This window comes from Thermococcus eurythermalis (genome assembly GCF_000769655.1).
GTDB classification, from domain to species: Archaea; Methanobacteriota_B; Thermococci; order Thermococcales; family Thermococcaceae; genus Thermococcus; species Thermococcus eurythermalis.
In genome coordinates this window covers 1,034,346-1,057,978 of sequence record NZ_CP008887.1, presented here as the reverse complement: position 1 = coordinate 1,057,978, position 23,633 = coordinate 1,034,346, and the positions used below count along the sequence as shown (strand labels likewise).

24 protein-coding genes and 4 tRNA genes are annotated in these 23,633 nt (G+C 53.2%); 7 read left to right on the top strand and 21 right to left on the bottom strand.

What is annotated here, in order from left to right; translation table 11 throughout:
- Window positions 1-106 precede the first annotated feature (106 nt).
- On the top strand, window positions 107-2,605 hold the full coding sequence (gene malP / locus TEU_RS05700) for a maltodextrin phosphorylase (RefSeq protein ID WP_050002858.1): 2,499 nt from the start codon (window positions 107-109) through the stop codon (window positions 2,603-2,605).
- 130 nt (window positions 2,606-2,735) lie between these two features.
- Entirely contained in the window at window positions 2,736-4,043 is a 1,308-nt protein-coding gene (locus TEU_RS05695) for a sodium-dependent transporter (RefSeq protein WP_050002857.1), read from the top strand.
- Window position 4,044: 1 nt separating this feature from the next.
- On the opposite strand, the gene TEU_RS05690 is transcribed toward TEU_RS05695, so the two are convergent.
- Window positions 4,045-5,763, bottom strand: a complete 1,719-nt coding sequence (locus tag TEU_RS05690; protein ID WP_050002856.1) for a glutamate--tRNA ligase — start codon at window positions 5,761-5,763, stop codon at window positions 4,045-4,047.
- A gap of 117 nt (window positions 5,764-5,880) precedes the next feature.
- On the opposite strand from TEU_RS05690, the gene TEU_RS05685 reads away from it, so the two are divergent.
- The 3 genes from TEU_RS05685 (at window position 5,881) to TEU_RS05675 (ending at window position 8,007) form a co-directional block, all read left to right on the top strand.
- The gene (locus TEU_RS05685; RefSeq protein WP_050002855.1) at window positions 5,881-6,366 is read left to right on the top strand and encodes an ATPase domain-containing protein; all 486 of its coding nucleotides are present in this window, start codon (window positions 5,881-5,883) and stop codon (window positions 6,364-6,366) included.
- A 1-nt stretch (window position 6,367) separates the two neighbouring features.
- Window positions 6,368-7,675 carry an RNA-guided endonuclease InsQ/TnpB family protein gene (locus TEU_RS05680; RefSeq protein ID WP_050002854.1) on the top strand — a complete coding sequence of 436 codons (1,308 nt, stop codon included), beginning with the start codon at window positions 6,368-6,370 and terminating at the stop codon, window positions 7,673-7,675.
- A 101-nt stretch (window positions 7,676-7,776) separates the two neighbouring features.
- The gene (locus TEU_RS05675; protein ID WP_050002853.1) at window positions 7,777-8,007 is read left to right on the top strand and encodes a hypothetical protein; all 231 of its coding nucleotides are present in this window, start codon (window positions 7,777-7,779) and stop codon (window positions 8,005-8,007) included.
- A gap of 1 nt (window position 8,008) precedes the next feature.
- Here TEU_RS05675 and dnaG read toward each other — a convergent pair whose 3' ends face one another.
- The 16 genes from dnaG to TEU_RS05600 form a co-directional block, all read right to left on the bottom strand.
- Window positions 8,009-9,403: a DNA primase DnaG gene (gene dnaG, locus TEU_RS05670; protein WP_050002852.1), complete on the bottom strand. Its 1,395-nt coding sequence runs from the start codon at window positions 9,401-9,403 to the stop codon at window positions 8,009-8,011.
- The gene (locus TEU_RS05665) at window positions 9,400-9,801 is read right to left on the bottom strand and encodes a toprim domain-containing protein (protein WP_050002851.1); all 402 of its coding nucleotides are present in this window, start codon (window positions 9,799-9,801) and stop codon (window positions 9,400-9,402) included. Before TEU_RS05665 ends, dnaG begins: the two co-directional genes overlap by 4 nt.
- Window positions 9,802-9,875: 74 nt before the next feature.
- Window positions 9,876-11,150 carry a TIGR04013 family B12-binding domain/radical SAM domain-containing protein gene (locus TEU_RS05660; protein WP_050002850.1) on the bottom strand — a complete coding sequence of 425 codons (1,275 nt, stop codon included), beginning with the start codon at window positions 11,148-11,150 and terminating at the stop codon, window positions 9,876-9,878.
- 70 nt (window positions 11,151-11,220) lie between these two features.
- Window positions 11,221-11,424, bottom strand: coding sequence for an archaeal histone HpkA (hpkA, locus tag TEU_RS05655; RefSeq protein WP_050002849.1), 204 nt, complete (start codon window positions 11,422-11,424; stop codon window positions 11,221-11,223).
- A gap of 275 nt (window positions 11,425-11,699) precedes the next feature.
- The gene (dcd, locus tag TEU_RS05650) at window positions 11,700-12,179 is read right to left on the bottom strand and encodes a dCTP deaminase (RefSeq protein WP_050002848.1); all 480 of its coding nucleotides are present in this window, start codon (window positions 12,177-12,179) and stop codon (window positions 11,700-11,702) included.
- 1,118 nt (window positions 12,180-13,297) lie between these two features.
- A tRNA-Arg gene (locus TEU_RS05645) sits at window positions 13,298-13,375 on the bottom strand.
- A 182-nt stretch (window positions 13,376-13,557) separates the two neighbouring features.
- On the bottom strand, window positions 13,558-13,878 hold the full coding sequence (rpl12p, locus tag TEU_RS05640; RefSeq protein ID WP_050002847.1) for a 50S ribosomal protein P1: 321 nt from the start codon (window positions 13,876-13,878) through the stop codon (window positions 13,558-13,560).
- A 76-nt stretch (window positions 13,879-13,954) separates the two neighbouring features.
- Window positions 13,955-14,974, bottom strand: a complete 1,020-nt coding sequence (locus tag TEU_RS05635) for a 50S ribosomal protein L10 (protein ID WP_050002846.1) — start codon at window positions 14,972-14,974, stop codon at window positions 13,955-13,957.
- A gap of 5 nt (window positions 14,975-14,979) precedes the next feature.
- Window positions 14,980-15,630 carry a 50S ribosomal protein L1 gene (locus TEU_RS05630; RefSeq protein ID WP_050002845.1) on the bottom strand — a complete coding sequence of 217 codons (651 nt, stop codon included), beginning with the start codon at window positions 15,628-15,630 and terminating at the stop codon, window positions 14,980-14,982.
- A 79-nt stretch (window positions 15,631-15,709) separates the two neighbouring features.
- Window positions 15,710-16,201 (bottom strand): 50S ribosomal protein L11, encoded by a 492-nt coding sequence (locus TEU_RS05625; protein WP_050002844.1) that lies wholly within the window; start codon window positions 16,199-16,201, stop codon window positions 15,710-15,712.
- A 34-nt stretch (window positions 16,202-16,235) separates the two neighbouring features.
- Window positions 16,236-16,694: a transcription elongation factor Spt5 gene (locus TEU_RS05620; protein ID WP_050002843.1), complete on the bottom strand. Its 459-nt coding sequence runs from the start codon at window positions 16,692-16,694 to the stop codon at window positions 16,236-16,238.
- 10 nt (window positions 16,695-16,704) lie between these two features.
- Window positions 16,705-16,890, bottom strand: a complete 186-nt coding sequence (locus TEU_RS05615) for a protein translocase SEC61 complex subunit gamma (RefSeq protein ID WP_050002842.1) — start codon at window positions 16,888-16,890, stop codon at window positions 16,705-16,707.
- A gap of 30 nt (window positions 16,891-16,920) precedes the next feature.
- Entirely contained in the window at window positions 16,921-18,045 is a 1,125-nt protein-coding gene (gene ftsZ, locus TEU_RS05610; RefSeq protein ID WP_050002841.1) for a cell division protein FtsZ, read from the bottom strand.
- 114 nt (window positions 18,046-18,159) lie between these two features.
- On the bottom strand, window positions 18,160-18,978 hold the full coding sequence (locus TEU_RS05605; RefSeq protein WP_050002840.1) for a D-aminoacyl-tRNA deacylase: 819 nt from the start codon (window positions 18,976-18,978) through the stop codon (window positions 18,160-18,162).
- A gap of 178 nt (window positions 18,979-19,156) precedes the next feature.
- Complete coding sequence (locus tag TEU_RS11495; protein ID WP_227738774.1) at window positions 19,157-19,354, bottom strand: class III signal peptide-containing protein; 198 nt, start codon at window positions 19,352-19,354, stop codon at window positions 19,157-19,159.
- A gap of 72 nt (window positions 19,355-19,426) precedes the next feature.
- Window positions 19,427-20,635, bottom strand: coding sequence for a hypothetical protein (locus TEU_RS05600; RefSeq protein ID WP_050002839.1), 1,209 nt, complete (start codon window positions 20,633-20,635; stop codon window positions 19,427-19,429).
- Window positions 20,636-20,693: 58 nt separating this feature from the next.
- Between TEU_RS05600 and TEU_RS05595 the strand changes: the two genes are divergently transcribed.
- On the top strand, window positions 20,694-21,290 hold the full coding sequence (locus TEU_RS05595) for an RNA ligase partner protein (protein ID WP_050003942.1): 597 nt from the start codon (window positions 20,694-20,696) through the stop codon (window positions 21,288-21,290).
- 31 nt (window positions 21,291-21,321) lie between these two features.
- A tRNA-Thr gene (locus TEU_RS05590) sits at window positions 21,322-21,398 on the top strand.
- A 697-nt stretch (window positions 21,399-22,095) separates the two neighbouring features.
- On the opposite strand, the gene TEU_RS05585 is transcribed toward TEU_RS05590, so the two are convergent.
- The 4 genes from TEU_RS05585 to TEU_RS05570 form a co-directional block, all read right to left on the bottom strand.
- Window positions 22,096-22,173: transfer RNA gene (locus TEU_RS05585), tRNA-Pro, on the bottom strand.
- Between the two features lie 195 nt (window positions 22,174-22,368).
- A tRNA-Leu gene (locus tag TEU_RS05580) sits at window positions 22,369-22,456 on the bottom strand.
- 52 nt (window positions 22,457-22,508) lie between these two features.
- Window positions 22,509-23,198, bottom strand: coding sequence for a ribose-5-phosphate isomerase RpiA (rpiA, locus tag TEU_RS05575; RefSeq protein ID WP_050002838.1), 690 nt, complete (start codon window positions 23,196-23,198; stop codon window positions 22,509-22,511).
- A 4-nt stretch (window positions 23,199-23,202) separates the two neighbouring features.
- Window positions 23,203-23,586: a hypothetical protein gene (locus TEU_RS05570; RefSeq protein ID WP_050002837.1), complete on the bottom strand. Its 384-nt coding sequence runs from the start codon at window positions 23,584-23,586 to the stop codon at window positions 23,203-23,205.
- Window positions 23,587-23,633 lie beyond the last annotated feature (47 nt).

Below are 23,633 nucleotides of genomic sequence, written 5' to 3'. Positions count from 1 at the left end.
TTTTCCCCCAACTTTTCTTTCCACTATCTTCGTCAAACGCCGAACGACAGGGTTTTAAATGCAGAGACCAAGTAGGTATCACCAGAGATGATACATGGTGGTTGCTATGGCCAAGATAGACACCTGCACCCAGGATTCAATAAGGAAAAAGCTCCCATATCCGTTAGGAGGGCTCGCTGACCTAGCCTACAACTACTGGTGGAGCTGGAACAGGAGGGCCTCCAAGCTCTGGGAGCACATAGACCCGGAGCACTGGAGGGAATACAAGAACCCCGTTAAGCTCCTTCTTGACACGCCCGAAAAACGCTTCAAGGAGCTCATAAAGGACGATGACTTCATGAACCTCTACGAACTCGTCATGGACCAGTTCCACGCCTACATGAACCCGCGCTCCACCTGGTTCTCGACGAACTACCCCAAGTGGGACAAGCCCATAGTCTATCTCTGTATGGAGTACGGCATAAGCAAGAGCCTACCGATTTATTCTGGCGGCCTGGGAATCCTCGCCGGCGACCACGTCAAGACCGCGAGCGACCTTGGCCTTCCGTTCATAGCCATCGGCCTCCTCTACAAGCACGGCTACTTCCGTCAGGAGATCGACGAGAAAGGCAACCAGATTGAAATTTTCCCCGAATACAAGCCAGAGGAGATGCCGATTAAGCCCATACTGGACAGCAACGGCGAGAGGCTCCTCATCGAAATCCCGATAGAGGACAGGATTGTCTACGCGAGGGCCTTCGAGGTTCAGGTCGGAAGGGTTAAGATTTACCTCCTCGATACCGACGTTCCGGAGAACAGCCCCGAAGACAGGACTATATGCGACTACCTCTACAACGCCGAGATAGACAAGCGCATAAAGCAGGAGATACTCCTCGGCATCGGCGGAATGAGGCTCCTCAAGGCTCTTGGAATAGAGCCCGGTGTTATTCACCTCAACGAGGGTCACCCGGCCTTCGCCAACCTTCAGAGGATAGCATGGCTCATGGAGGAAGGCCTCACTTTCACGGAGGCACTGAGCGTCGTAAGGGGGACAACTATCTTCACCACCCACACGCCTGTCCCAGCGGGCCACGACAGGTTCCCGATTGAGGAGGTCAAGAAGAGGCTCGCCAAGTTCCTCGAGGGAAGGGAAGAACTCCTGGAGCTCGGCAGGGAGGGCGACCAGCTCAACATGACGCTCCTCGCCATCAGGACTTCGAGCTATGTGAACGGGGTTAGCAAGCTTCACGCCGAAGTGAGCAAGAGGATGTGGCAGAACCTCTGGCCGGGAGTCCCGCTCGACGAGATACCAATAGAGGGCATCACCAACGGAGTTCACACCATGACGTGGGTCCACAACGAGATGAGGAAGCTCTTCGACCGTTACATCGGCAAAGTGTGGCGCGAGCACACGAACCTTGAAGGCATCTGGTACGCGGTCGAGAGAATTCCTGACGAGGAGCTCTGGGAAGCCCACCTCGAAGCCAAGAGGCAGTTCATCGAGCTCCTCAGGAGAAAGGCCATGGAGAGGAACAAGCGCCTCGGAATAGACGACCCAATTCCGGACATCGACGAAAACGCCCTCATCATCGGCTTTGCCAGGCGCTTCGCGACCTACAAGCGCGCCACTCTCATTCTAAGCGACCTTGAGAGGCTGAAGAAAATCCTCAACAACCCGGAGAGGCCGGTCTACATAGTCTTCGGCGGAAAGGCCCACCCAAGGGACGAGGGCGGTAAGGAGTTCCTCAGGAGGGTCTACGAAGTCAGCAAGATGCCGGAGTTCAGGGGCAAGATATTCATCATGGAGAACTATGATATGGGAAGTGCCAGGCTCATGGTTGCCGGTGTTGACGTGTGGCTCAACAACCCGCGCAGGCCTATGGAAGCCAGCGGAACGAGCGGAATGAAGGCCGGCCTGAACGGCGTCCTGAACGTCAGCATCTACGACGGCTGGTGGGTCGAAGGCTACAACGGCAAGAACGGCTGGGTGATAGGCGAGGAGAGCACGGAGCCGGAGAGCGAGGAGGACGACCCCAAGGATGCACAGGCACTCTACGACCTCCTTGAGCAGGAAGTCATTCCGACCTACTACAACAACCGCGAGCGCTGGATATATATGATGAAGGAGAGCATAAAGAGCATCGCCCCGCGCTTCAGCACCCACAGGATGGTCAAGGAGTACATGGACAAGTTCTACTCCAAGGCCATGAGTAACTACATCTGGCTCACGAGGGACAACTACAGGGGGGCGAAGGAGATAGCCGCATGGAAGGACAGGGTCACCGCATCGTGGCCAAAGGTGGACTTCGTTGACGTTAAAGTCCTCGACGACAACTCCGGCCTGGAGGTCACCGTTGACCTCGACGGCCTCAAGCCGGAAGACGTCCGCGTCGAGCTCTACTACGGCGTCCGTGCGGACGGCAACACCGTTGAGAGACCAAACATAGTCGAGCTCAGGCACCCAGAAAAGCTTGAAGACGGCAAGTGGCTCTACGCCTATCACGGAAGCGCTCTGAAGCACCTCGGAGACCCGTGCTGGCACTACGCGGTCAGGGTTCACCCCCACCACGAGAAGCTCCCGCACAGGTTCCTCCTTGGCCTCGTGAAGTGGGTTGGCCTCGACTGAATTCCTTTTTCCTGTCTGTTTTCTCTTCAGACTATTTCTTAACAAATATCCAAATTGGGCAGGAGCCAGTGGTAAAAATTTTTAATCACCGCCCCACACCAACGAACGGAAAACGCCGGAGGTGGCAAAAGTGGACGAAACAAAGAAATGGACCCTCTATCTGATATTCCTAGTCGCGGGATTCACGACGGGTATAGGCTCAATAGGACTCTTTCCGCAGTTCTGGCTTGAGTACGGAATGACAGGCCTGATAGTTCACCTGGTCTTCCTGGCAATCCTCACATACGTGGCAATAGCTGAGGCCGAGAAGATAATCAAGTCAGGGTACTACTTCGTCGAGCTGTACAACAGAATCTTGAAAAAGCCCGCCATGATGCTGGCGGTGCTGGCAGTGATAATAGTGTTCCTCTCGTACTACACGGCCAACTCAATGCTGTTTCTGCTGTCTCCAGTGGTCGGCACGGGAACCCTTGGAAGGCTGGTAGCCAAGCTCATCATGATTGCAATAATCTTCGTAATCCTGACAAGGGCAAAGGAAAAGACGTTCACGATAATGGCAGCCGGTTCAATGATACTCGTTGCCTCAGTCATCATCACAACGGTTGCTTTCGTTTCTGAGATACCCTCAACGGCAGCATTCCTTGGCATGGCCAAACACATGATAACAAGCAGGCACCCAATAACCGCAGACCTCATCGTTGAAGCCCTTGAAAGGGCCATCTACGCCTCAGGCCTTGGATTCGCGTTCTATCTGATGCTCGGAAGCTTTATGAACGAGCGCTTTAACGTTAAACTCATCGTCGGTACCGGAGTCCTCATCCAGGTCATCATCGGTATCCTATCCACAATAACTATAATCTACGCAATAGCCCCATCAACCCCCGAGGAGCTCCTAAGGTACGTCGGTGGGGGAGAAGAGGCCGCAATTAGCTTCATGGGGAAGCTCCCAACAATCCTCGCTGATTACCCGAGGCTTCTGGTGCTGATAGCACTCTCCCTGTTCTTCGCAGGACTTACCAGCATTCTGCCGACCTCTGAGGTGGGTCTACAGATAATAGAGTTCAACACCAGAGTTGGAAGGAACAGAGCCGCCATGTACCTCCTGCTCTTAGTGCTGCTAGTTGGTATCCCAAGCTCAGTACCGAGCCTGGCCCAAGCCCTGGTTCTCGGGGTTACTACAGCGACACTCTTCACTGCGATTTTTGAGTACCTTCCCATAATCTCTAGGGAAGTTGGAAAGGTCACAGGGATTCAGCCGACTCCACTCCAGATGGCTACGGGAGCGGTCTTACTCGCAATCTTTGTACCGATGGGGCTGTATTCACTGTACACCACGGCAAAGTCCGGCGGTGTTAACCTGATTGGTGCACTGTTCGCAGTGACCGTTGTTGGACTGGGAATCCTCGGCGACAAGATAGTCAAAAAAGAAGAGGAATGAATCACTTGTGGGCGAATATCGCCCTGACCTTTCCATCTTTTACCTCATCGATTCTCACGAAGCCGAAGCGTTCGAACTGGACGACGTCATCGACCTTGACGTTGGCGTCGCTCTCGAGGAGGCCGTTTCTGATTATCAGCTCCTCGCCCTCCGGAACCCAGACCTCGCAGGGCTTCCCTTCGGTGACCCAGTGAACCATCCTCCAGCGGTTCTCCCTGGCGATTTCGTATTCAACGCTGTGGAACCTTGCCTTTATGCCGTCCTCGTTAACTTCGAGGATTTCAACGTTGAAGAGGTCCTTAAGGCGGACGAAGTTGCCCGGCTTGAAGAGCTCCATGTCATCTTTTGAAACATAGACCGGTTTTCCTGGAACGAACTTCAGTTTCCTGACCCCGCGCTCTGGATGGTCGGGGTGGAGCGGTATCTCGGCAACGAACTCCTCATCGTAACCCTCGATGTACATTGGGATAGGGTCTGCAACGAAGAAGTAGCGGTTGGCTATCGGCTCGATTATGCGCCTGTTTATGGCCGCAAGGTTATCCCAGCTTATCGTCGTGTCGCTCCTCTTAAGGCCGACCTCGATGATGAGCTCCCTTATTGCCTCAGGCCTTATGCCGCGCCTCCTTAAAGCACGAATCGTTCCGAGCCTCGGGTCGTCCCAGCCGAGGTACTTGCCCTCCTCTATTCCCTTCCTCGTCTTGGACTTGCTGAGGATAACTCCCTCGATGCTCAGTCTGCCGTGGTGGACGGTGACCGGGTACTCCCAGCCGAGGTACTCGTAAACGTACCTCTGCCTCGTCTCGTTCTCGGCGTGCTCCTGTCCACGGAAGATGTGGGTGACGCCAAGCTCGTGGTCGTCTATCGCTGATGCAAAGTTGTAGAGCGGCCAGACGCGGTACTTGTTCCCAGTCCTCGGGTGGTTGGGGTTGTCTATAATCCTGAGCGCTGGCCAGTCTCTAACTGCAGGGTTCGGGTGCTTGAGGTCTGTCTTTATCCTGACGACCGCCTCGCCCTCCTTGTACTCTCCGCCCAGCATCTTCCTCCAGCGCTCCAGCTGAACCTCGACCGGCTCGTCCCTGTGGGGGCAGGCTATACCCTTGTCCCTGAGCTCGCGGAACTTCTCGGGCTCACAGGTGCAGACGTAGGCCTTGCCCATCTTTATCAGCTTCTCAGCGTAGTCGTAGTATATCTCAAGCCTGTCGCTCGCTATGTGTATCTCGTCAATCTTGAAGCCGAGCCACTCAAGGTCTTCCTTAATCCACTCGTAGAAAATCGGCTCCGGCCGTTTTACCTTGGGGTCGGTGTCGTCGAAGCGGAGTATGAACTTGCCGTCGTACATCCTCGCGTACTCGTGGCTCAGAATAGCGGCCCTCGCGTTTCCGAGGTGGAAGGCACCGTCGGGGTTAGGGGCAAAGCGGGTAACGACCTTCCCCTTCTCCGCCCTGGGAAGCGGGGGAAGGCCCTTCTTCTCCTCCTTCTTGGTCTTCTTCTCCTCAAAGAACTCGGGGTAGAGCTCTCTAAGCTTGGCTTCCTGCTCCTCAAGGGAAAGCCCGTTCACCTTCGCGACTATCTCGTTCACGAGCGGGATTATCTCCTTTGCCCTCGGCCTCAGCTCAGGGTTCTCGCCGAGAACCTTCCCTATCACCGCTTTGGGGTTCGCCTTTCCCTTGTGGGTGTAGGCGTTGATGAGCGCGTACTTCCAGATTAATTCCTCGACCATCTTTAACCACCTGTGGGAAAAGGTAGAGAGCAGTTATAAATGTTAGTCCGAAAATGCGAAAGAAAAATAAACCTAAAAGTCAGGATTCAATTTGCGAACATTACTATGGGGATGACCATGCGGCTCCTCAGCACCGGAATTAAAAAACTTGACCGCGCAATAGGCGGGGGCATCCTCCCGAACACCAACGTCCTGATACTCAACAACACTTACTCAACAGGCTGGGCCATAGCGTTTGAGATACTGAAAAACAGAGTTCAAATGGGGGACTTCGGCGTCATCACGAACACCGCAGTGCCTCTGTCATCGCTGGAGATTGAGCTAATTCCGGTCGGGGTGGACATAAAGGCCCTTGGAAAAAGCGGAAATTTAGCAGTCATAGATATATTTGGCTCCCTCCATGGAATACGGTACAACGAGGATTTCGTCCATTCTGGGAACCATTTTTCAGTGGATACGTTCGTCCCAAAGTACTCGATGCTGTTTGACATTTTTTCTTTCTCAAGCCTCGCCGTTCACGGTGGGGATGTGGTAGACACTCAACGAGCAATCAAACAGGAAAGCAAAACTATTTTAAAGCCTAAAATTCATACTATTCATTAAAATGAAGCGAACAGTAACCATCAAACTCCAACCCTCAAAAGAAGCTGAAAGAATCCTTTTCAAGTTAGCTGACACTGGAGCTAAAGCGTGGAACCGAGTAAACTACTTGAGGAGACAACAATACTTCCAAGAACAAATCGTGGACTTTAACAAAACCGAGAAAACCGTTTATGAAGAATTCAAGAGAAAAATCGGCTCAGCCACAGTCCAGCAAATAGCGAGAAAAAACGCTGAAGCCTGGCGGAGCTTTTTCTCACTCCTTCGGAAAAAGCGGAACGGAGAACTCCCCAACTGGCTCAAACCAAAACCACCGAACTACTTGAAAGAAGATGGAAGGAGAAAACCCTTAATCGTCCTGAGAAACGACCAATATAAGATTGAGGGCAATAAACTAATCCTCAAAGGCCTTGGGAAATTCAGACGCCTCGAAATTCAGTTTAAGGGCAGAATTCACCTGAAGGGCAAGCAGGGGCGATTAGAAATCACCTACGATGAGGTTAAACGCAAATGGTATGCTCACGTTAGCCTTACTGTCGGGGAAAAACTTGAGGGTGGGGAATGGATAAGCATTCCAAGAACGCCAAAAGGAAGCCTTTCAGCGGGAATTGACCTTGGAGTGAACAATTTAATGGCCGTTTACGTTGAGAACGGTGAAAGCTTCCTCGTGAATGGGCGACCATTAAAGAGTATTGACTTCTACTGGAGGAAGAAGATTGCTGATTACCAGTCTAAACTCAACAAGTCTGGAGCTAAGACGAGTAGAAGGCTTAAAAGAATGCACGGGAAGGCTAAGCTTCAAGCCAAGCACTACATCAACACTGCCGTAAGAGGAACGGTTAAGAAGCTCTACGAGTTGGGAGTTTCCAAAATTGTCGTTGGCTATCCTAAGGGTATAGCTCGGAACTCTGATAAGGGCAGTAAGCAGAATTTTATTCTCTCCCACGTGTGGCGGTTTAATTACGTTATCAAACGCTTGACGGAAGTTGCGGAAGAGTATGGTATTAAAGTTGTGCTCGTTGGTGAGGCTTTCACTTCTAAGACTTGTCCCGTCTGCGGGGAGCCTCACGAGGGGGCTCGCTTTGTTAGGGGTTTGTTTAAGTGTCCCGCAACGGGGCTTATCTTTAACGCGGATTTAGTTGGAGCGTTTAATATTTTAAAAAAGGTTGTGAAAACCATAACCCCGAGCCTGCCGGGTTTATCGGCGGGTAGGGGTAACGGGGGGAAGACCCTCCCAGAGGGGTTGAAAACCCGCTTTTCAGCGGGTTTGAATGAAGCCCCTCAAACCTCCCCGTCCGTGGCGAGGGGTTAAGCCAAACCCTCGCCTTAGCTGGGGAGAAGGTCAGCCTCGACGGCTTTACCTTCTTCCTGGGCGAGAGGAACACGCTGAGGATATTCCAGAAGTTCATCGCCTTGAGTGAAAATGAGGAGAGAGAATCAATAAACATATGGATCCTCAACAGGGACAGGACGTCGAGAAAGTTCCTCTCGTGGATTTCGCTCTACGCCCACTACGTCCTTGAAGTTGTGTCAAGGGAGGGAATAGAAGAAAGGCTCTACGTGAGGAAAAGTCCCCTCTTCTACACGCCAAAAGAGGACGGAATCCCATTAAAAAGAGGGAAAAGGGGAATAATTCTCGGCTAGATCATTCAGCGAAGGTTATTATCTTGAGCTGAACCGGCCTTCTAACGACGTTGTACTTCCTGGCACCGATGAGGTAGTGGACGCCGGTCTCGCTGACCGTGTCGATGAGCCTCTGCGTTATGACCCCGTTGAACACGACAGCATAGACGTCCTTGCGCTCCTTGAGCTGGTTGGTGAGCTCCCTGACGGGTATCTCGGCTATGACGTTCTTGTTCTCATCGAGGAGCAGGGCTACACCGTCCTTCTTAACGCGCTCGATGAACTCGCCGAACTCCTTGAGCTCGGGGACGGAGGCCTTTTCCAGGGGCTTGATGATTTTCTCCTCCCTGGGCTCGGGCTTCTCGACCTTTTCGACCTTTCCAGCAGCTTCAGGTTTCTTTTCTTCGACTTTAACCGGGACTACCCTGGGCTCCCTGGGCTCGACCCTCCTGTGCTCTGGCTTCCTCTCTTCCCTTTCCCTTATCAGCTCGTAGAAGCTCTTGCCCTTGTTGAACATCTCGTTGATGACCTGCTCGGCGGGAACCTTGCTCCTCAGGGCCTTGACTATCTCCTTCTTGGTGAGCTCCTCGACTTCCTTGCCCTCCGGTGCCCTCGCCACATAGTCAACGTCCGCAACCTGCAGGAGCTCCTTGAGGATGAGCTCTCCACCGCGGTCGCCGTCGGTGAATGCCGTGACAATGCGTTCCTTGCTGAGCTTGATTATGGTCTCTGGAATCGAGGTTCCCTCCACGGCTATCGCGTTCTTTATGCCGTGCTTGAGCAGGTTCAGCACGTCGGCCCTACCCTCAACAACTATGATGGAGTCCGAGAACGGGACGTGGGGCCCAGCGGGAAGCTTTTCCGGACCGTATTCGATGAGCTCCTTGGCGCGAACGGCCTTCTTGACTTCCTCCGTGAGCTCCTGGGTCTCCGGAATCTCCTGCTCCATGAGGGTTTCGAGTATCTCCTTGGCCCTCTCGATGATGTACTTCCTCTTGGTCGCCCTGACGTCCTCTATGCGGAGAACCCTTATCTTGGCCTCGGCCGGACCAACGCGGTCGATGGTTTCAAGCGCCGCGGCGAGGATTGCCGTCTCGACCCTGTCGAGGCTCGATGGGACGGTAATGGTTCCGTAGGTCTTGCCGGCCTTGTTGTGGACTTCAACGCGTATCCTGCCGATCCTTCCGGTCTTCTGGAGCTCCCTCAGGTCGAGGTCGTCTCCTAGAAGACCCTCAGTCTGTCCAAAAATAGCACCGACAACATCAGGCCTTTCGACGATGCCGTTAGCCTCAAATTCAGCATAGATGACGTACTTGGTCGTTCCGAATTCGTCCTTTCCTGACATAAAACCACCCTCTTTAGCCTTTTTTCGTTTTTCAGCCAAAACCTGCTGGAGCACCGTCTTCTTCCTTTTCATCTAGTTCCCTCCAGCCGGGGGTCAGAAACGGAGATTACCCTCAAATAGAGGCCATAGAGATCCTCGACGCCCTTGATGTCCTTCTTCACCAGCTTCCTGAGCTTCTTCCACGTCTTTATGTCCACCCTGCAGGGATAGCCGGCCAAGTAGTTCAGGAGCTTCTTGGCCAGCTCCTCCCCCTTCCTGTCAAAGTCGGTAAGTATCTTGACTTCGCCGTAGGATGAGGCGATGAGTGCGACTTCCGCCAGAGGCAGACGGGAGAGCCTAATTATCTCCGCTCTGACCCCCAAATTTCTTAGAGCCACCTCGTCTCGCATGCCCTCAACGATGAGGGCCCCTTCAAACTCTCGCAGTTCGTCTATAAGCTCCAGGAATCTTTTATAGTTTTCGGCGTACATGACGCCCCGTCATCGGATACTCCCTGAAGTTAAAAGCTTTTGGGTTGCGGTTCCAATGCCAGAGAATTCCAGACTCAACAGACCGAAACCACGCGCCCGTGGTAGCTCATCGGCTCCTCGTAGAACTCCTCGATGAGTTTTTGGAGCCTTCTCGACAGTTCTATCTGTTTGCCCCACGAGCCCTCAATTTTGCCCTTCGCCGCCATCCGGCCGAGGAACTTCTTCATCTCTTCGCTCAGCGGGCTTGGCTTACAGCGCGCCCAGGGCGTTCCGGGTAGAGGCATGAAGTAGTGGGCGCGAACCTTGCCGCCCTTTCTCATGACCCACTTCATGAGCTCGATGCTTTTCCTCTGGCTTTCAGGGGTCTCGTTGGGCAGACCCACGATGAAATCAACCACAGGCTCGAAACCGTACTCAACCATGTACTCCACCGCCCGCTGAACGTGCTCAACCCGGTGGAGCCTGTGCATGGCTTTGAGCATGGCATCGTCCCCGCTCTGGGCCCCTATGGCCAGCCTCCTGTTGTCTGCATAGTTGATGAGAAGCTCCAGCGTCTCCGGGATGACGAACTCCGGGCGAACCTCGCTTGGGAACGTGCCGTAGTAGAGCCTTCTGCCATCTTTCCGAAGGGACTGGAGGGCCTTGAGCAGGGCCTCGAGCTTGTTGAGCCTGAGTATCGCCCCAGGACTGCCGTAGGCGAAGGCGTTAGGGGTTATGTAGCGCATGTCCCTCATTCTGCGGGAGTACTTTACGATTTGGTCTATCGGCCTGTGCCTCATTCTGAAGCCCTTGATGTATGGCGTCTGGCAGTAGTAGCAGCGGAAAGGACAGCCCCTGCTTATCTCTATCGGAGAAATCAGCCTGACGCTCTCCGGATACGGAGGAAAACGCCAGAAGTCCTCGACTTTCGCGAAGCCGGTAAAGGTAAACTCCCCGTTGAGATAGAATGCGAGACCCTTCACCTTGGCAAGCTCGGGGGTTATTCTGTAGTTTGTCCTCTTCAGGGTCGTTAGGAGCTGGTATATTACCTCTTCCCCCTCCCCAATGACCACTATGTCAAAGCCAAGGGCGTTAAGGGTATGCTTTGGCATCGCTATGGCGTGGTATCCCCCCGCAACAAGAAGGGCACCCTTCTCCTTCAACATTTTGACTTCTTCAGGCAGAGAGCCCCATATCTCCTCAGTGAAGAATGAGTAGAGAACCGCCTTTGGCTTTGCCTTTAGAATTTCTTTAAAGTCCTTGGTGATTAAGAGCTCACTTAAATCAAAGCCCTGACTCTCAAGGGCGCCGAGAAGGTGGACGAATGCGTTGTGGTTGCGCCTTGTCATCCTGACTGCTATTTCGGGCATGTTGAAAAGCGCGAAAAGAGGCCTTAAAACGCTAACGGTCTAGAAAGGGGTAGAAAAGCCAAAAAGGCCTTCAGGCCTTGATGGCGAGCTTGATGTCCTCGGCCTTGACGGTCTTCCTGCCAGCGTGCCTGGCAAAGTCGTTGGCCCTCTTGGCAAGCTCGATAGCGTACTCCTCAAGGTACTCGGCGAGGACCTTGGCAGCCTCCTCGCTGACCCTCTCAGCGCCGGCCTTCCTTATAAGCCTGTCAATCGGAGCAATTGGAAGCTCAGCCATCCACAACACCTCCTCAATGGGTTTTTCAGTGCTTTTTAAGAGGCTCAAAATATATAAACCTTTCGGAAAAAGGGCCTATCCTGCCCCCAAATCTAGCGTGAACCTAAATATACATGCCGTTTGGACGTGGAAAATTGGAAAATAGCCACAGGGATATTAGAATTCACAACAATTGCCAAATAGAGTGAAAAAGACACCACCCAGGTCATGCCATAAAAACGCCATCGGAACTGCTCACGGAGAGCATAAATATGAAAAAAATGCCTCAGCAGAGATTACACTTTCTCCGCTTTTTTCCTCTTGGAGAGGGCAATTCTAACGCTTCCCTGGTAACTTCCCCGATAGGGATTCTTGGCAGGCCCTTCGAGACGAATAAAGGCAATCTGGACGAAGCGCTCGCCGTAATGAAGCTCTACAGGCTCATCAGAGGAGTTATAGATTGCCAGCGTCAGATTCCCGTCCCAGCCAGGGTCAACCCAGGCGAATGACCCGATGAGGCCTTCCCTGGCGAGACTGCTCCTGAGCTTCATATCGCCCATAACGTCGTCAGGAAGCTTAATTCTCTCCAGAGTCAGGACGAGAGCGTGGGTCTTGGGTGGAATCACGACTTTTCCATCTTCCTCAACGTCGATCAGCTTTCCATTCAAATAAGCCTCCCTCCCGACGCGCAGGTCATAGCCAGCCGGCTGGAGGGACTCCTCACTGAAGGGCTCGATTAAAATCTCCTTCCTTATCTTCCAGTCAGGGAGCATCATCACATACCACCGCTGAAGATTTAAGGGGGGAGTATAAAAACAATCCTGCCGATGATGAGCGGTTGGCCCGGCACCGAGGGGTGCGGAGGGCCACCACTTCTGAGGCCAGGAAACTTTTCTGGCGAAAAGTTTCATCAAAGTTCGTGATTCCTTTTGAAATGCTGTTTGTTGAGTGGATTTCTTCCCGAGTTGTTTTCTTGGAGAGTGAATCCCTTTGAGTGCACCTTTTAAGGGGTTCAAGCCTTTTTGCGCTCCTTTGGAGTGCGGTTCAAGCAGAACCCGCGTGGAAGACTCTAATCCAATGAATTCAAACTTTCAATGGCGGGCTTGAGTTTGAAATCCCCTTACAAAGGGAGCTTTAACGAGGAATCACGAGCTTTTGGTGAAGCTTTTTTCAAAAGCCTCCTGTACTCTCAAACCCCTGGAGTGGAGCTTCGTCTCATAACCCCAAAAAGTTGCCTGTGCGACGTTGAGCTTTGCTCGACGCGGAGGGACGACAGCCCGCAGAGTTTGACTAAGGTTCGTGATTCTTCTTTGGGGGCATAATTTGGAGAGTTTGCACTCTCAAGATGTGGTATTTTCAAGAGTAAACCCGCACGAGAAAGCTTCCAAAAGTAGGGAATTAATTCACAATCTACAAAAGCCGTTAAAAGCGCAAACACTCCCAAAACGCCCCGGTAAAAGAATCACAAACTTCGATGAAACTTTGTGCAGATAAAGTTTGGGGGGTGTGGGGGAGTTAGCTCCCCGGAGGTTTGGAAGAAAACGGGGTTGTGGGGCGAAGCCCCACTCCGGGGGTTTGAGAGTACAGGAAGCTTTTGGAAAAAGCTTCACCAAAAGTTCGTAGCTCTCCCCATAAGGCCGTAATGCAGGATTTTTACCCCCTCACAATCCCCTGTTCCCAAAGAGAACACAGTTATACAGGCTTTGTCAGAGGGTTTGCTCTCCTCCCGACGCCCTTCGGGCGTCTATTCCAACATTAAACCCACACCAAAGGAGCAATTTAAGAAGTTCTCATTTCCAAGACCACATATCCAAGAGAAAATCACTGTGAAATTTGAACTTTCAGAAAGGAGCTACGAACTTTGATGAAACTTTTGCTTGGCAAAAGTTTCTTATGGCGGGCCGGGCGGGATTCGAACCCGCGACCTTCGGCTCCGAAGGCCGACGCCCCATCCAGGCTAGGCCACCGGCCCGTCCCCCTGATTGGTTTGGCTCATCAAACATAAACCTTGCGGTCTCCAAAGTCCCGCAGGCCAGTTAAGATTATTCTACTCCAATCCACACACCCAGAAATTTTGGCATTTTTAGTCTCCAAGAACCGCGAGAAAAGTTGTAAGAACGTCCGCCCAAAGGCGGACAAAAGGAGGAAAGGGGTTCAGCCGAAGAGGGCACCGAGACCGGCGAGGGCCTCCTCCTCGCTGGCCTCTTCCTCTTCCTCCTCTTCCTCCTCCTGGGCCTGCTCGGCACCGCCCTCGGCGGGAGCCGGAGCGGCGGCAACGGCGACCGGGGCGGCGACCGGCATGGCGGCCTTCTCGATGACCTCGTCGATGTTGACGCCCTCAAGGGCGGCAACGAGAGCCTTTATCCTAGCCTCGTCCGGGGTAACTCCAGCGGCCTCAAGGACGGCCTTGAGGTTCTCCTCGGTTATCTCCTTACCAGCGGCGTGGAGCAGCAGAGCGGCATACACGTACTCCATTTTTTGCACCTCCAATCATCTTCATTTTTTATTCATTTTCACGTGGAGTTTTCAGGATACGAGGGAAATTGAAAGTTCAGCCGAAGAGGGCGCCCAGCCCAGCGAGCGCATCCTCCTCGGATGCCTCCTCTTCCTCCTCTTCTTCGGCCTCCTCAACCTTCTCCTCGGTTGGCTGAGGGGCCGCGGCAACGGCCACTTGGGCCTGAGCGTTTAAAAGTTCTTTGGTCTTCTCGTCGAGCAGGTCCTCAGGCAGCTGCTGTGCTATGAGCAGGACAGCGCGCAGAGCCCTGCCAAAGACCTCCTCGACGGTCTCTGGGGTGATGTAGCCAGCCTCCACAGCGACGTTCTTCGCGCCGAGGAAGGCCTTCTGGATGATGGCCTCGATAGTCTGCTTGGTCGGATACGCAGTGTTGACGGACAGGTTGAAGGCGTGCATGTAGGCCTTCTGGAGCATGTTGATGTATTCCTGCTCGTCTATCGCAAGGACGTCCGGAGTGTAGACGATACCGTCCTCGTAGGCGGCGAGGAGGTTGAGACCCACCTCGAGGGGCTCAATACCAAGGGCGTTAAGGATTCTCGCGAGCTGTTCGGTTATGACCTCGCCCGCCTTAAGGACAGTGTAATCCTTCTGGATGCTGACCTTACCCTTCTCAATCCTCGCCGGGATTCCAAGGGCCTGCATCTCACCGACGAGCGGGCCCGGCGGGATTGAAGTCGGCCCAGCTGGGATGACCACGTCCTTGGGAACCACAGCTCCAGGCTTGGCCGGAGCCGGAGTCTTGCTCTCCTCGAGGAACTTGTAGAGCTTGAACGGGTTCATCTCGGTGGCCAGTATGGCGGCTCCGCCTTCGATGTAGTCGGCGAGCTTTTCGAGTTCGGGCTTGTTCAGCTCCTGGGCCGCCCTCTTTATGGCCAGCTCGATGAGGGTGTTCCTGCTAACCCTGAGGAGAGCCTTCCCGCGGAGTTTGTCACGCATCTTGCTGAGCGGGTAAGCTGGGACACCGGCCACATCAACGAGGGCGATCACTGGATAGCTTTTGATAATCTTGGTGAGCTCCTCAACTTCCTTCTTCTTCCACTCGGCTACGTGGGCCATCTCCCTCACCTCTCAACCTTAACGGCCGGGCCCATTGTGGTCTTCACGTACACTGACTTCACCTGGTTCTCGCCGCGCTCAAGCTTGTTGATGATGGCGTTGAGAACTGCCTCGGCGTTCTCAGCGAGCTTCTCGTCGTCCATGTTCTCGGTTCCGATCGGAGCGTGAACCACCGGGTTGTTCTTGAGCTGTATCCTGACGGTTCTCTTGAGCCTCCCAACTATCGGCTCAAGGTTGGTCATTGTCGGCGGAACGACCTGCGGCATCTTGTTCCTCGGACCGAGGTACCTACCGAGGTACTTACCTATCTTTGGCATCAACGGTGCAGCAGCTATGAAGAAGTCGTAGCGCTTGGCCAGTTTTCTCGCTTCCCTCGGGCTCTTTGCAAGCTCCTCAAGCTGCTCTCCACTAATCACATCAAGCCCGAGCTTTTTAGCCGCTTCAGCCACGGCACCATCAGCGATGACCGCGATTTTGGGCTCCTTCCCGCGACCGTGAGGCAGTACAACCTCAAGCTTAAACCTGTTCTCCGGCTTGCGGAGGTCTATATCCTTGAGGTTGACTGCTATCTCGACGGTCTGTGTGAAGTTGCGCGGCTTAGCCCGGGCCTTCGCCTCCTTCACCGCTTCCACGAGTTTCTGCCTGTCGAAGGCCATTTACAGCCCTCCCTTTTGTTTTCGATTTGAGCCGAAAAAGTCAAAGATGCCTAAAAGGAGGGATTTTTAAAGTTTTCCCTCACTCCTCGGCTTTCTCAAAAAGCTCGTCGTAAACGCCCTCGTCAATTTCCCTCTGAACTTCCCGGGGGTCCTTGCCTTCGACGGTAACGCCCATGCTGAGGGCGGTACCGATGACTTCTTTCGCTGCAGCCTTGAGGTTCGGTGCGAGCATCTGGTCAATCTTCATCTTGGCTATCTTGATGACCTGCTCCATTGTGAGGTTTCCGACCGGGGTGTGGCCGGCCTCGCTTGAGCCCTTCGGGATTCCAAGCTCCTTCTTGATGAGCTGGCTGGTCGGCGGGATACCGACCTCAATCCTGAAGGTCTTTTTCTTGGGATCCTCAACGATAATCTTGACGGGAACCTGCATTCCCTCGAATTCCTTGGTGGCCTTGTTTATCTCGTCAACGACCTGCTTAACGTTCAGTCCAAGGGGACCGATTGCCGGACCAAGCGGGGGTCCAGGGGTAGCCTTTCCACCTTCAACGAGGACTTCGACAACCTGTGCCATTCATCTCACCACCTTCACTTTTGTCTCGAACCTGTCACTCCTTCTGGCGTTTGCTTATAAGTCTAACGTATTCGCCCCTAACCGTGACCGGTATCGGGACGATTGAGCCGATGAGCTCAACGACTATCTCGTCCTTGGCCTCATCAACTCTGACGACCTTGGCCTTCTCGCCCTTGAACGGGCCGGCTATGAGCTCAACGATGTCGCCAGGCTCGAAGCCGCTTACGGCAGGCTTCTCTTCGAGGAAGTGCTCGATCTCATGGAAGGGAATTTCCCCGGGGAGAACACGCTTGGCGTGGCGGATTCCCCTTATGGCCTCGTCCACTGTGCTCTTGTCAGGAGCCTCAACAAAGATGTAGCCCTTGACCTTGCTCGGCGCGAGTATCGCCTGAATCGGAATGTTGTACGTTTTGGCCTTACTGTACACTAGGTTTGCCGTCGTTGTTTCCTGACCAACGGTAACGCTGACTGTGAATATCTTCCCCTCAGCCATGGCGCAACCCTCACGAACCGGTGACGAAGTAGCCAACTATTCTGATGAGCATCCCAATTAGGCCTATTAAGATCATTCCAATGCCCGTAATTTTGACAGCCATCTTGAACTCCTTCATTCCAGGCTTTCTTGTAACCAGGAGCACTCTCTTCGACTCTGACAGGAAGTCCCTTATCTTCTCGACGGCACTTGCCACTTCTTTCACCCCTCTAAAAGTTTAAAGGAGTCAAAGCTCGTCAAGGTCGAGCTTGATGGTCTTCTTCTCCTCTTCCCCGAAGTACGGTCTCTCTTCTTCCTCCTCAGCAACCGAGTAGGGGGAGCTGACGCCCGTAACAACGAGGAGGATTCTAATCATCTTGCCGAGCTCCTCGTCGAGCTGGATACCCCAGATAACCTGGGCCTCCGGGTCGAGCTTGCTGGTGACTAGCTCTATAATCTGCTGGGCCTCCTCGAGCTTGACGTCGCTTCCGCTGATGCTTATCAGAGCGCCCTTGGCACCGCTGATGTCAACGTCGAGGAGCGGGCTGTTAAGGGCCTGCTGGGCGGCCTCCAAAGCCCTCTTCTCGCTGTCGCTCTCACCGATACCGATCATTGCAACGCCGCCGTCCTTCATGACTGCCCTAACGTCGTTGAAGTCGAGGTTGACGAGACCCGGCTTGGTGATGAGCTCGGTGATACCCTTGACGGCCTGGACGAGTATCTCGTCGGCGACCTTGAAGGCCATGTGGATTGGGAGGTTCGGTGCGACTTCCATGAGCTTGTCGTTCGGGATGACGATAACGGTGTCGGTGTTCTTCCTGAGCCTCTCAAGGCCGTACTCGGCGTTCTTGATGCGCCTTATTCCCTCAACGGTGAACGGGAGCGTAACAACCGCAACGGTAAGGGCACCCATCTTCTTAGCAATCTCAGCGACCACAGGGGCCGCACCGGTTCCGGTTCCACCACCGAGACCGCAGGTTATGAAGACCATGTCAGCCCCTTCGAGGGCCTCCCTTATCTCCCTCTCGCTCTCCTTTGCGGCTTCCTCACCCATCTTGGGGTTGTTGCCTGCCCCAAGGCCCCTTGTGAGCTCCTTTCCGATGAGTATCTTCTGGTGAGCCTTAATTTTCAGCAAGTCCTGAGCATCAGTATTGATTGCAATTATCTTGGCACCCTCTATTCCAACTTGCATCATTCTGTTAACGGTGTTACAGCCGGCACCGCCGACACCGACAACGTATATCTTGGCCTGAATCTGCTCAAGGAGCTTCTTAAGCTCTTCATCTATGTCCGACCGGGGCTGAACCTCTGGAGCGGCCTTGGGCTGGGCCGCAGAGGTTCTCTCAAGGGCATCTTCAATCAGCTTCAGCATCTTTTCACCCTCCGAAGAGTTTAACACCCTTGGGAGTTTGAGATGGAGAGTATATAAACTTAGCTAACCCGAAACTGAACTTAACTGACCGACTATATCTTTAAAGGTTTCGGCTCAGTCACGAATGAACTCAAGTCCAAGTTCCTCCGCCAGGGAACGGGCCAGCTGTCTGGTCTCACCTTTACTCCCCTTCCAGTCCACGTATATCGCCTCAACTTTCTCAGCGGTTCTCTCAATCGCCTTCAACAGCATCTCCCTGGAGAGAGGGTGGACGTACTTCGGTGCAATGTGACCAAAGGCCATGTCCCCTTCAAGGGCACGCTTGGTCTGCTTGGGCGCGTAATGGCCACCGCCAATTCCAATGGCTGTCTTAAACTTAGCATCTTTGTAGTTTTCAAGGACGTAAACAATCGTCTCGGCTATTATTTCACCGGCCCGGTCGTTCACCCATTCCTCCTCACTTGAGCCAATCTCGATGAAAAAGCTCGGCACATCGAGCTCACTCGGCCCGTGGTGCGTTGCTTCGTAGCAGACTGTCCAGCCGAGGTCGTTGAGCTCGTTCATCGTGAGGAGGGCAAGCTTCATCGCGCTGGGGACTGCAACGGCAAGGCTTTCGTCCTTTCCCCCGTACATAGCGCTGCCCCAGTTGCCGGTAACGTGGGTCGTCAGCGCGGGGAGCTTCTGTTTGCTGGAGTGCCGGGAGGCAAAAGCTATGAGTTCCGGCCTGAACCCGAGCTGGGTTTCTATGGTCCTGTCGAGGTTGTCGTAGTATATCATCTCCTCATTGGTCGTTAGGATTAAGGTATCCCCCTTCTTATAGACCTGGTTGCCGTCGAAAACCAGCTCAGTCTCTTTGAACCCAAAGTTCTCGACGAGCTTTTCCTTTATGTTCATCGAGGCTTTGTCGATTTTTGTTGTCATGATGACTTTCATGACTTTCCACCAGGGCGGGGTTTTGGGGAGAAGTTTAAAACGTTGTGGACCTTAAAAGCCTGAAAAGCTTTGGTGTAGATCTAACATTCAACCATTTTAACATTGACAGAGGACGTGCATACCGTTTCGACAGAAAAGCCTCCCTGAGACAAACTGCAGGAGTGCTAACATAAGCTACTCAGCTCTGATTATTGGTCATGTTCCGAAGCAGTTCAAGCACTTCTTCACTGGCTCTGTCTATCTGCTCGGCGGCTGTTTGACTTGTCCTTCGCAGGAGTCTAATAGTGATAAGCACAACAACCAACGCAACGGCTATCATAAACAGGTACTCTATTGCGGCCTGGGCCCGCCTCATGGGTATCACCCCCTCTTCCATGCCGATTAAATAACTTAAGGTTAATAAACATTTCGAGTGCTCTAAAATAGTAGAAAAAGAGGCATTCGGATATCAGTACAGCATAACCTCAAATCCAAGCTCACTGAGCAAATCGGCCAGCTCTTCGGGGTCAACGTAGGCCAAGAGATGGTGGTTTCCGAGCGTCCCATCAAGGAACTCTGGAGCATCATCAATCTTGAGCTTAACCTGCGTCCGGCACCGGTTCTCAAGGTGCTCGTTGCCGGCGACCTCGACTCCCGCAACAACGGCACGCCTTCCGCGAATCTTGAAGAGGGCCGCCTTCCCGGTGGGGAACTCCACGTCAACACCGACGCCCATGCCGCTCTCAAAGTGGCTCCTGAGCCTGTACTTCCACAGCAGGGGCGCAGTACAGTGGGCTATTGTGATGTGGTTCTCCCCAAAGTCCGCAACGTTGCCCATGAATGCGGGCTTGTCGAAGTACTTCCTGATGATGTACATTCCGAGAAGGGAGTTTAGCTCCCCCTCGCAACCTGCGGGAATACCTTCAGCGTTGAACATGGCAAGCGCCAGACACGGGGTTGCCTTAAGCTTGCCTATGAGGTCAAAACAGCCTATTGTGAAGCCGTCGAGCCGGTAGTCGTGCAGGATTTCTTTGATAGCAAGGTACATCTTACCGGCCTTTGTTAAGGCCTCTTTCCCTGGCTCTTTTATTTCGCTTGCCCTCTCAAAGATTTCCTCAACGACCTTCCAGCCCTCCTCATCTGGCACTTTGTCGTAGTACTCGTAGAACTTCTTAAGGCTAATCTTCGTATACGGTAGGTCAAACTTCTCGTTGACCAGCCAGGGGGAAATCCTGCCGATGAGGCCGAGTCTGGCCCTGAGGAACGGCTCCAGCGTCTCAAGGGAGTCGTCATAGGCAAGGAGCGCGGCCTTGAGCTCGTCCATAGTCTTGACTAGGGTGGAGGGAACGAGCCTCTCGCGGAGGAACTCCCTGATTTCAATCCCCGCGGCGGTGGAGTTGTTGAACGGGTCGCCGAAGATGACGGTGGGTCTCCTGAAGACGAAAAACTCCTTGAGGAAGCCCTCAGTGCCTCCTGTCAGAGGATACAGAACGAGTGCATCAACTTCGTTGAAGTTGAGCTCCCCTTTGGCCTCCTTGAAGTCACCTTTTGAGCTCAAAACGAAGCCCCCAACGACCTCAAAGTCCTTCGCAAGGGCCGTCAGAAACTCTGAGACTCTCTTCTCAAAGGCCTTGGGATTTGCAAGTTCACTAACCCCAAAGACGACGCCTACTTTCATGCTTTCACCCAACCTTTTAAAGTTCAAGCCCTAAATAATCTTGTGGTGGCAGATGACCCTGAAGTTCGTCCTTGACACGAGCATATTCGTCAACCCCGAAATCCGGAAGGACTTCGGGGACAGCCCTACTGAGGCCATGAAGGGCTTCCTGAAATACGCGGAGAAGCTCTTCGGAAAAGTCGAGTTCTACATGCCCCCCGGCATCTACCGGGAAGTCATGCATTTCGTCGGTGAGGACGAGCTTCTTCCAGAGGTCGAGCTGTACATCATCAAAAAGCCCCCCAACGTCCATGACATTAAAATCCCCGCCTTTGTAGTTTACGAGCTGATAGACGACATAAGGCGCAGGATTGATAAGGGACTCCGGGTCGCCGAGAAGGCCGTGCGCGAGAGCGTCATTGAGACAGACAACGTGGACAAAATAATCCAGAAGCTCAGGAGGAACTACCGCAAGGCCCTCCGGGAGGGGATAGTGGACAGCAAGGAAGACTTCGAGCTAATCCTGCTCGCAAAGGAGCTGGACGCCACCATAGTCTCGGCCGACGTCGGAATACTGACGTGGGCGCAGAAGATGGGCATCAAGTGGATTGACGCGCCGGCATTTAAAGACGTCCTTGAAGGTCTCGTCGAGAAGTTGGGAGGGAAAAATTTATAAAGGCTGTCTCCATCGTATCAACGTCACGACTGCCCCGGTGGCTCAGCCTGGTGGAGCGGCCGCTTGGTAAGCGGCAGGTCGCGGGTTCAAACCCCGCCCGGGGCTCCATTCTCACAAACTTCGCCTGCGCGAAGTTTGATCAAGGCTCGTGATTCTTTTCTGGAGTGTTGTTCTGGAGAAAGTTTGCGCTTTCAAGGGGACTTTTTGCAGGGAATTCCTTATTGCAAATAACAACCCGAGAATGGGGTTTCTTCTTGGAAGCGCTCCGGAGGAGCGCGAGTGAGGTAAACCCCTTACGCAGGGTCTTTGAGCATTTAATTCTAAGCTCCTAGGACACTGGGGAAGTGCAAACACTCACAAGGAACTTCTTTAGGGAATCACTAACTTTCCCCCACAAAGTTTGACCAATTCCCCAAAGGGCAACTCAAACTGAGTAATTCTAAGAAGCACCCAATCTTCCCGCCATCCGTCAAGACATTCGGACGATAGTGAGAACTGCATTGAAGCTTCTGGAGAAAGGTTCACCAAAAGTTTGTAGCTCCTTCCACAAAGGCAGTAATGCAAGATTTTACTCAAAACAAGTTCTTGCTCCAAGGAGAAGGCATTTAGGCCAGCCTTACCAGAGGGTTTACTTCCTTCATGACGCCCTTCGGGCGTCTATTCCAACGTTAAACCAACAATAAGGGAGCAATTTAAGAAGTTCTCACTTAAAGAGCAATTATCTAACGAGAAAAGCATTCAAAATTTGAACCCTCAAAAGGAGCTACGAACTTTGATGAAACTTTTGCTTGGCAAAAGTTTCTTGTGGTGGGGCCGCCGGGATTTGAACCCGGGTCACGGGCTCCCAAAGCCCGCAGGATGGGCCAAGCTACCCTACGGCCCCAGCGGTAGGTGCATCACGAGTTGCCTTATTAAGTTTTTCGCTTGGGAAATGAGATGCCCCATTTAGATGCATGGCAACCCCGAGCATACTGCAGAACCTCTGTTCAGGGGGAGTCTTGCAGGATATCTACAAAAAACCACTAAGCAAAATGCCACAATCCAGTCAGCATACAACAAACCACCACAAAACAAAAGCTGGTGCGGGGGCGGGGATTTGAACCCCGGAACCCCTACGGGAGTGGATCTTGAGTCCACCGCCTTTGACCAGGCTCGGCAACCCCCGCGCTCGCGGGACTCCCGAAGAAGTGAAAAAGGGCTGAGTTTATAAACCTTGCTTCAGCGCTCCATCCTCTTGACTCCATCCTTCGTGCCGACGAGGACAAGGTCAGCTATGTCCGCGAAGATACCGTTCTCGACGACGCCTGGAATGTTGTTGAGCTCTATCTCAAGGTCGAGCGGGTCTTCTATGCGGTGGAACTTGGCGTCAAGGATAAAGTTGCCGTTGTCGGTGACGACCGGCCCGTCCTTCTTTTCGGCCATCCTGAGCTGGGCGGTAGCGTTAAAGACTTCCAGCTCCTCCGCTATGGCGCGCCAAGCAACGGGAACCACCTCGATGGGCACGGGCATCTTCTGACCGAGCCACTCGACGAGCTTGGTCTCGTCAACGAGGACAACGAACATTCCGGCTCTGTACTCGATGATTTTCTCCATGGTCAACGCGGCACCGCGTCCCTTGATGAGGTTCATCTGCGGGTCAACCTCGTCCGCTCCGTCAACCGCTATGTCTATCGCGTCAACCTCGTCGAGGCCCACAACCGGAACGCCGGCTTCAAGGGCCAAAAGCCTCGCCTGGTATGATGTAGGGACGCCGTAGACCTCCTCAAGTTCACCGTCCATGATGAGCTTTCCGAGGTACTTAATGAAGTACGCAGTTGTTGAGCCCGTGCCGAGGCCAACGACCATTTCGTCCTCGATGAACTTGAGGGCCTCTTTAGCGACGGCCTTCTTCATTTCCTCAACGTTCATACAATCACCCCACTACGTTAAACACGCATTTTATCCTAGCGGTTCCGTTTTGAACGACCTGATAGAGGAGGCTCTGGTTTGAGTAGCAAACCGGCTGGAAGTCAGTGGCCACTGAGTAGCTGAGCATCGTGAAGTAGAGCCAGAACAACAGCCAGCCCCAGAAGGCCTTCTTGAGTATCGCCCGCTCCTCTGGAACGTCCGGCGGAAGCTCCTTGATCACTGCCATGACGAACTTGTCAACCAGGAAGTACAGCAGAAAGCCCAGTATCCATGCGCTTCTGTTGTACGATGCCAGGACTCCACTAATTATGCCGGTGATAATGCCCCACAGGTAGACTGCGAACGAGAACTTGTACTCTATCTTCACGTCCTCCCACCTAAGGGCCATCTCGGGAGAGAGATTTAAAACATTATCGAAAGCGAAAAGAAAAGAGG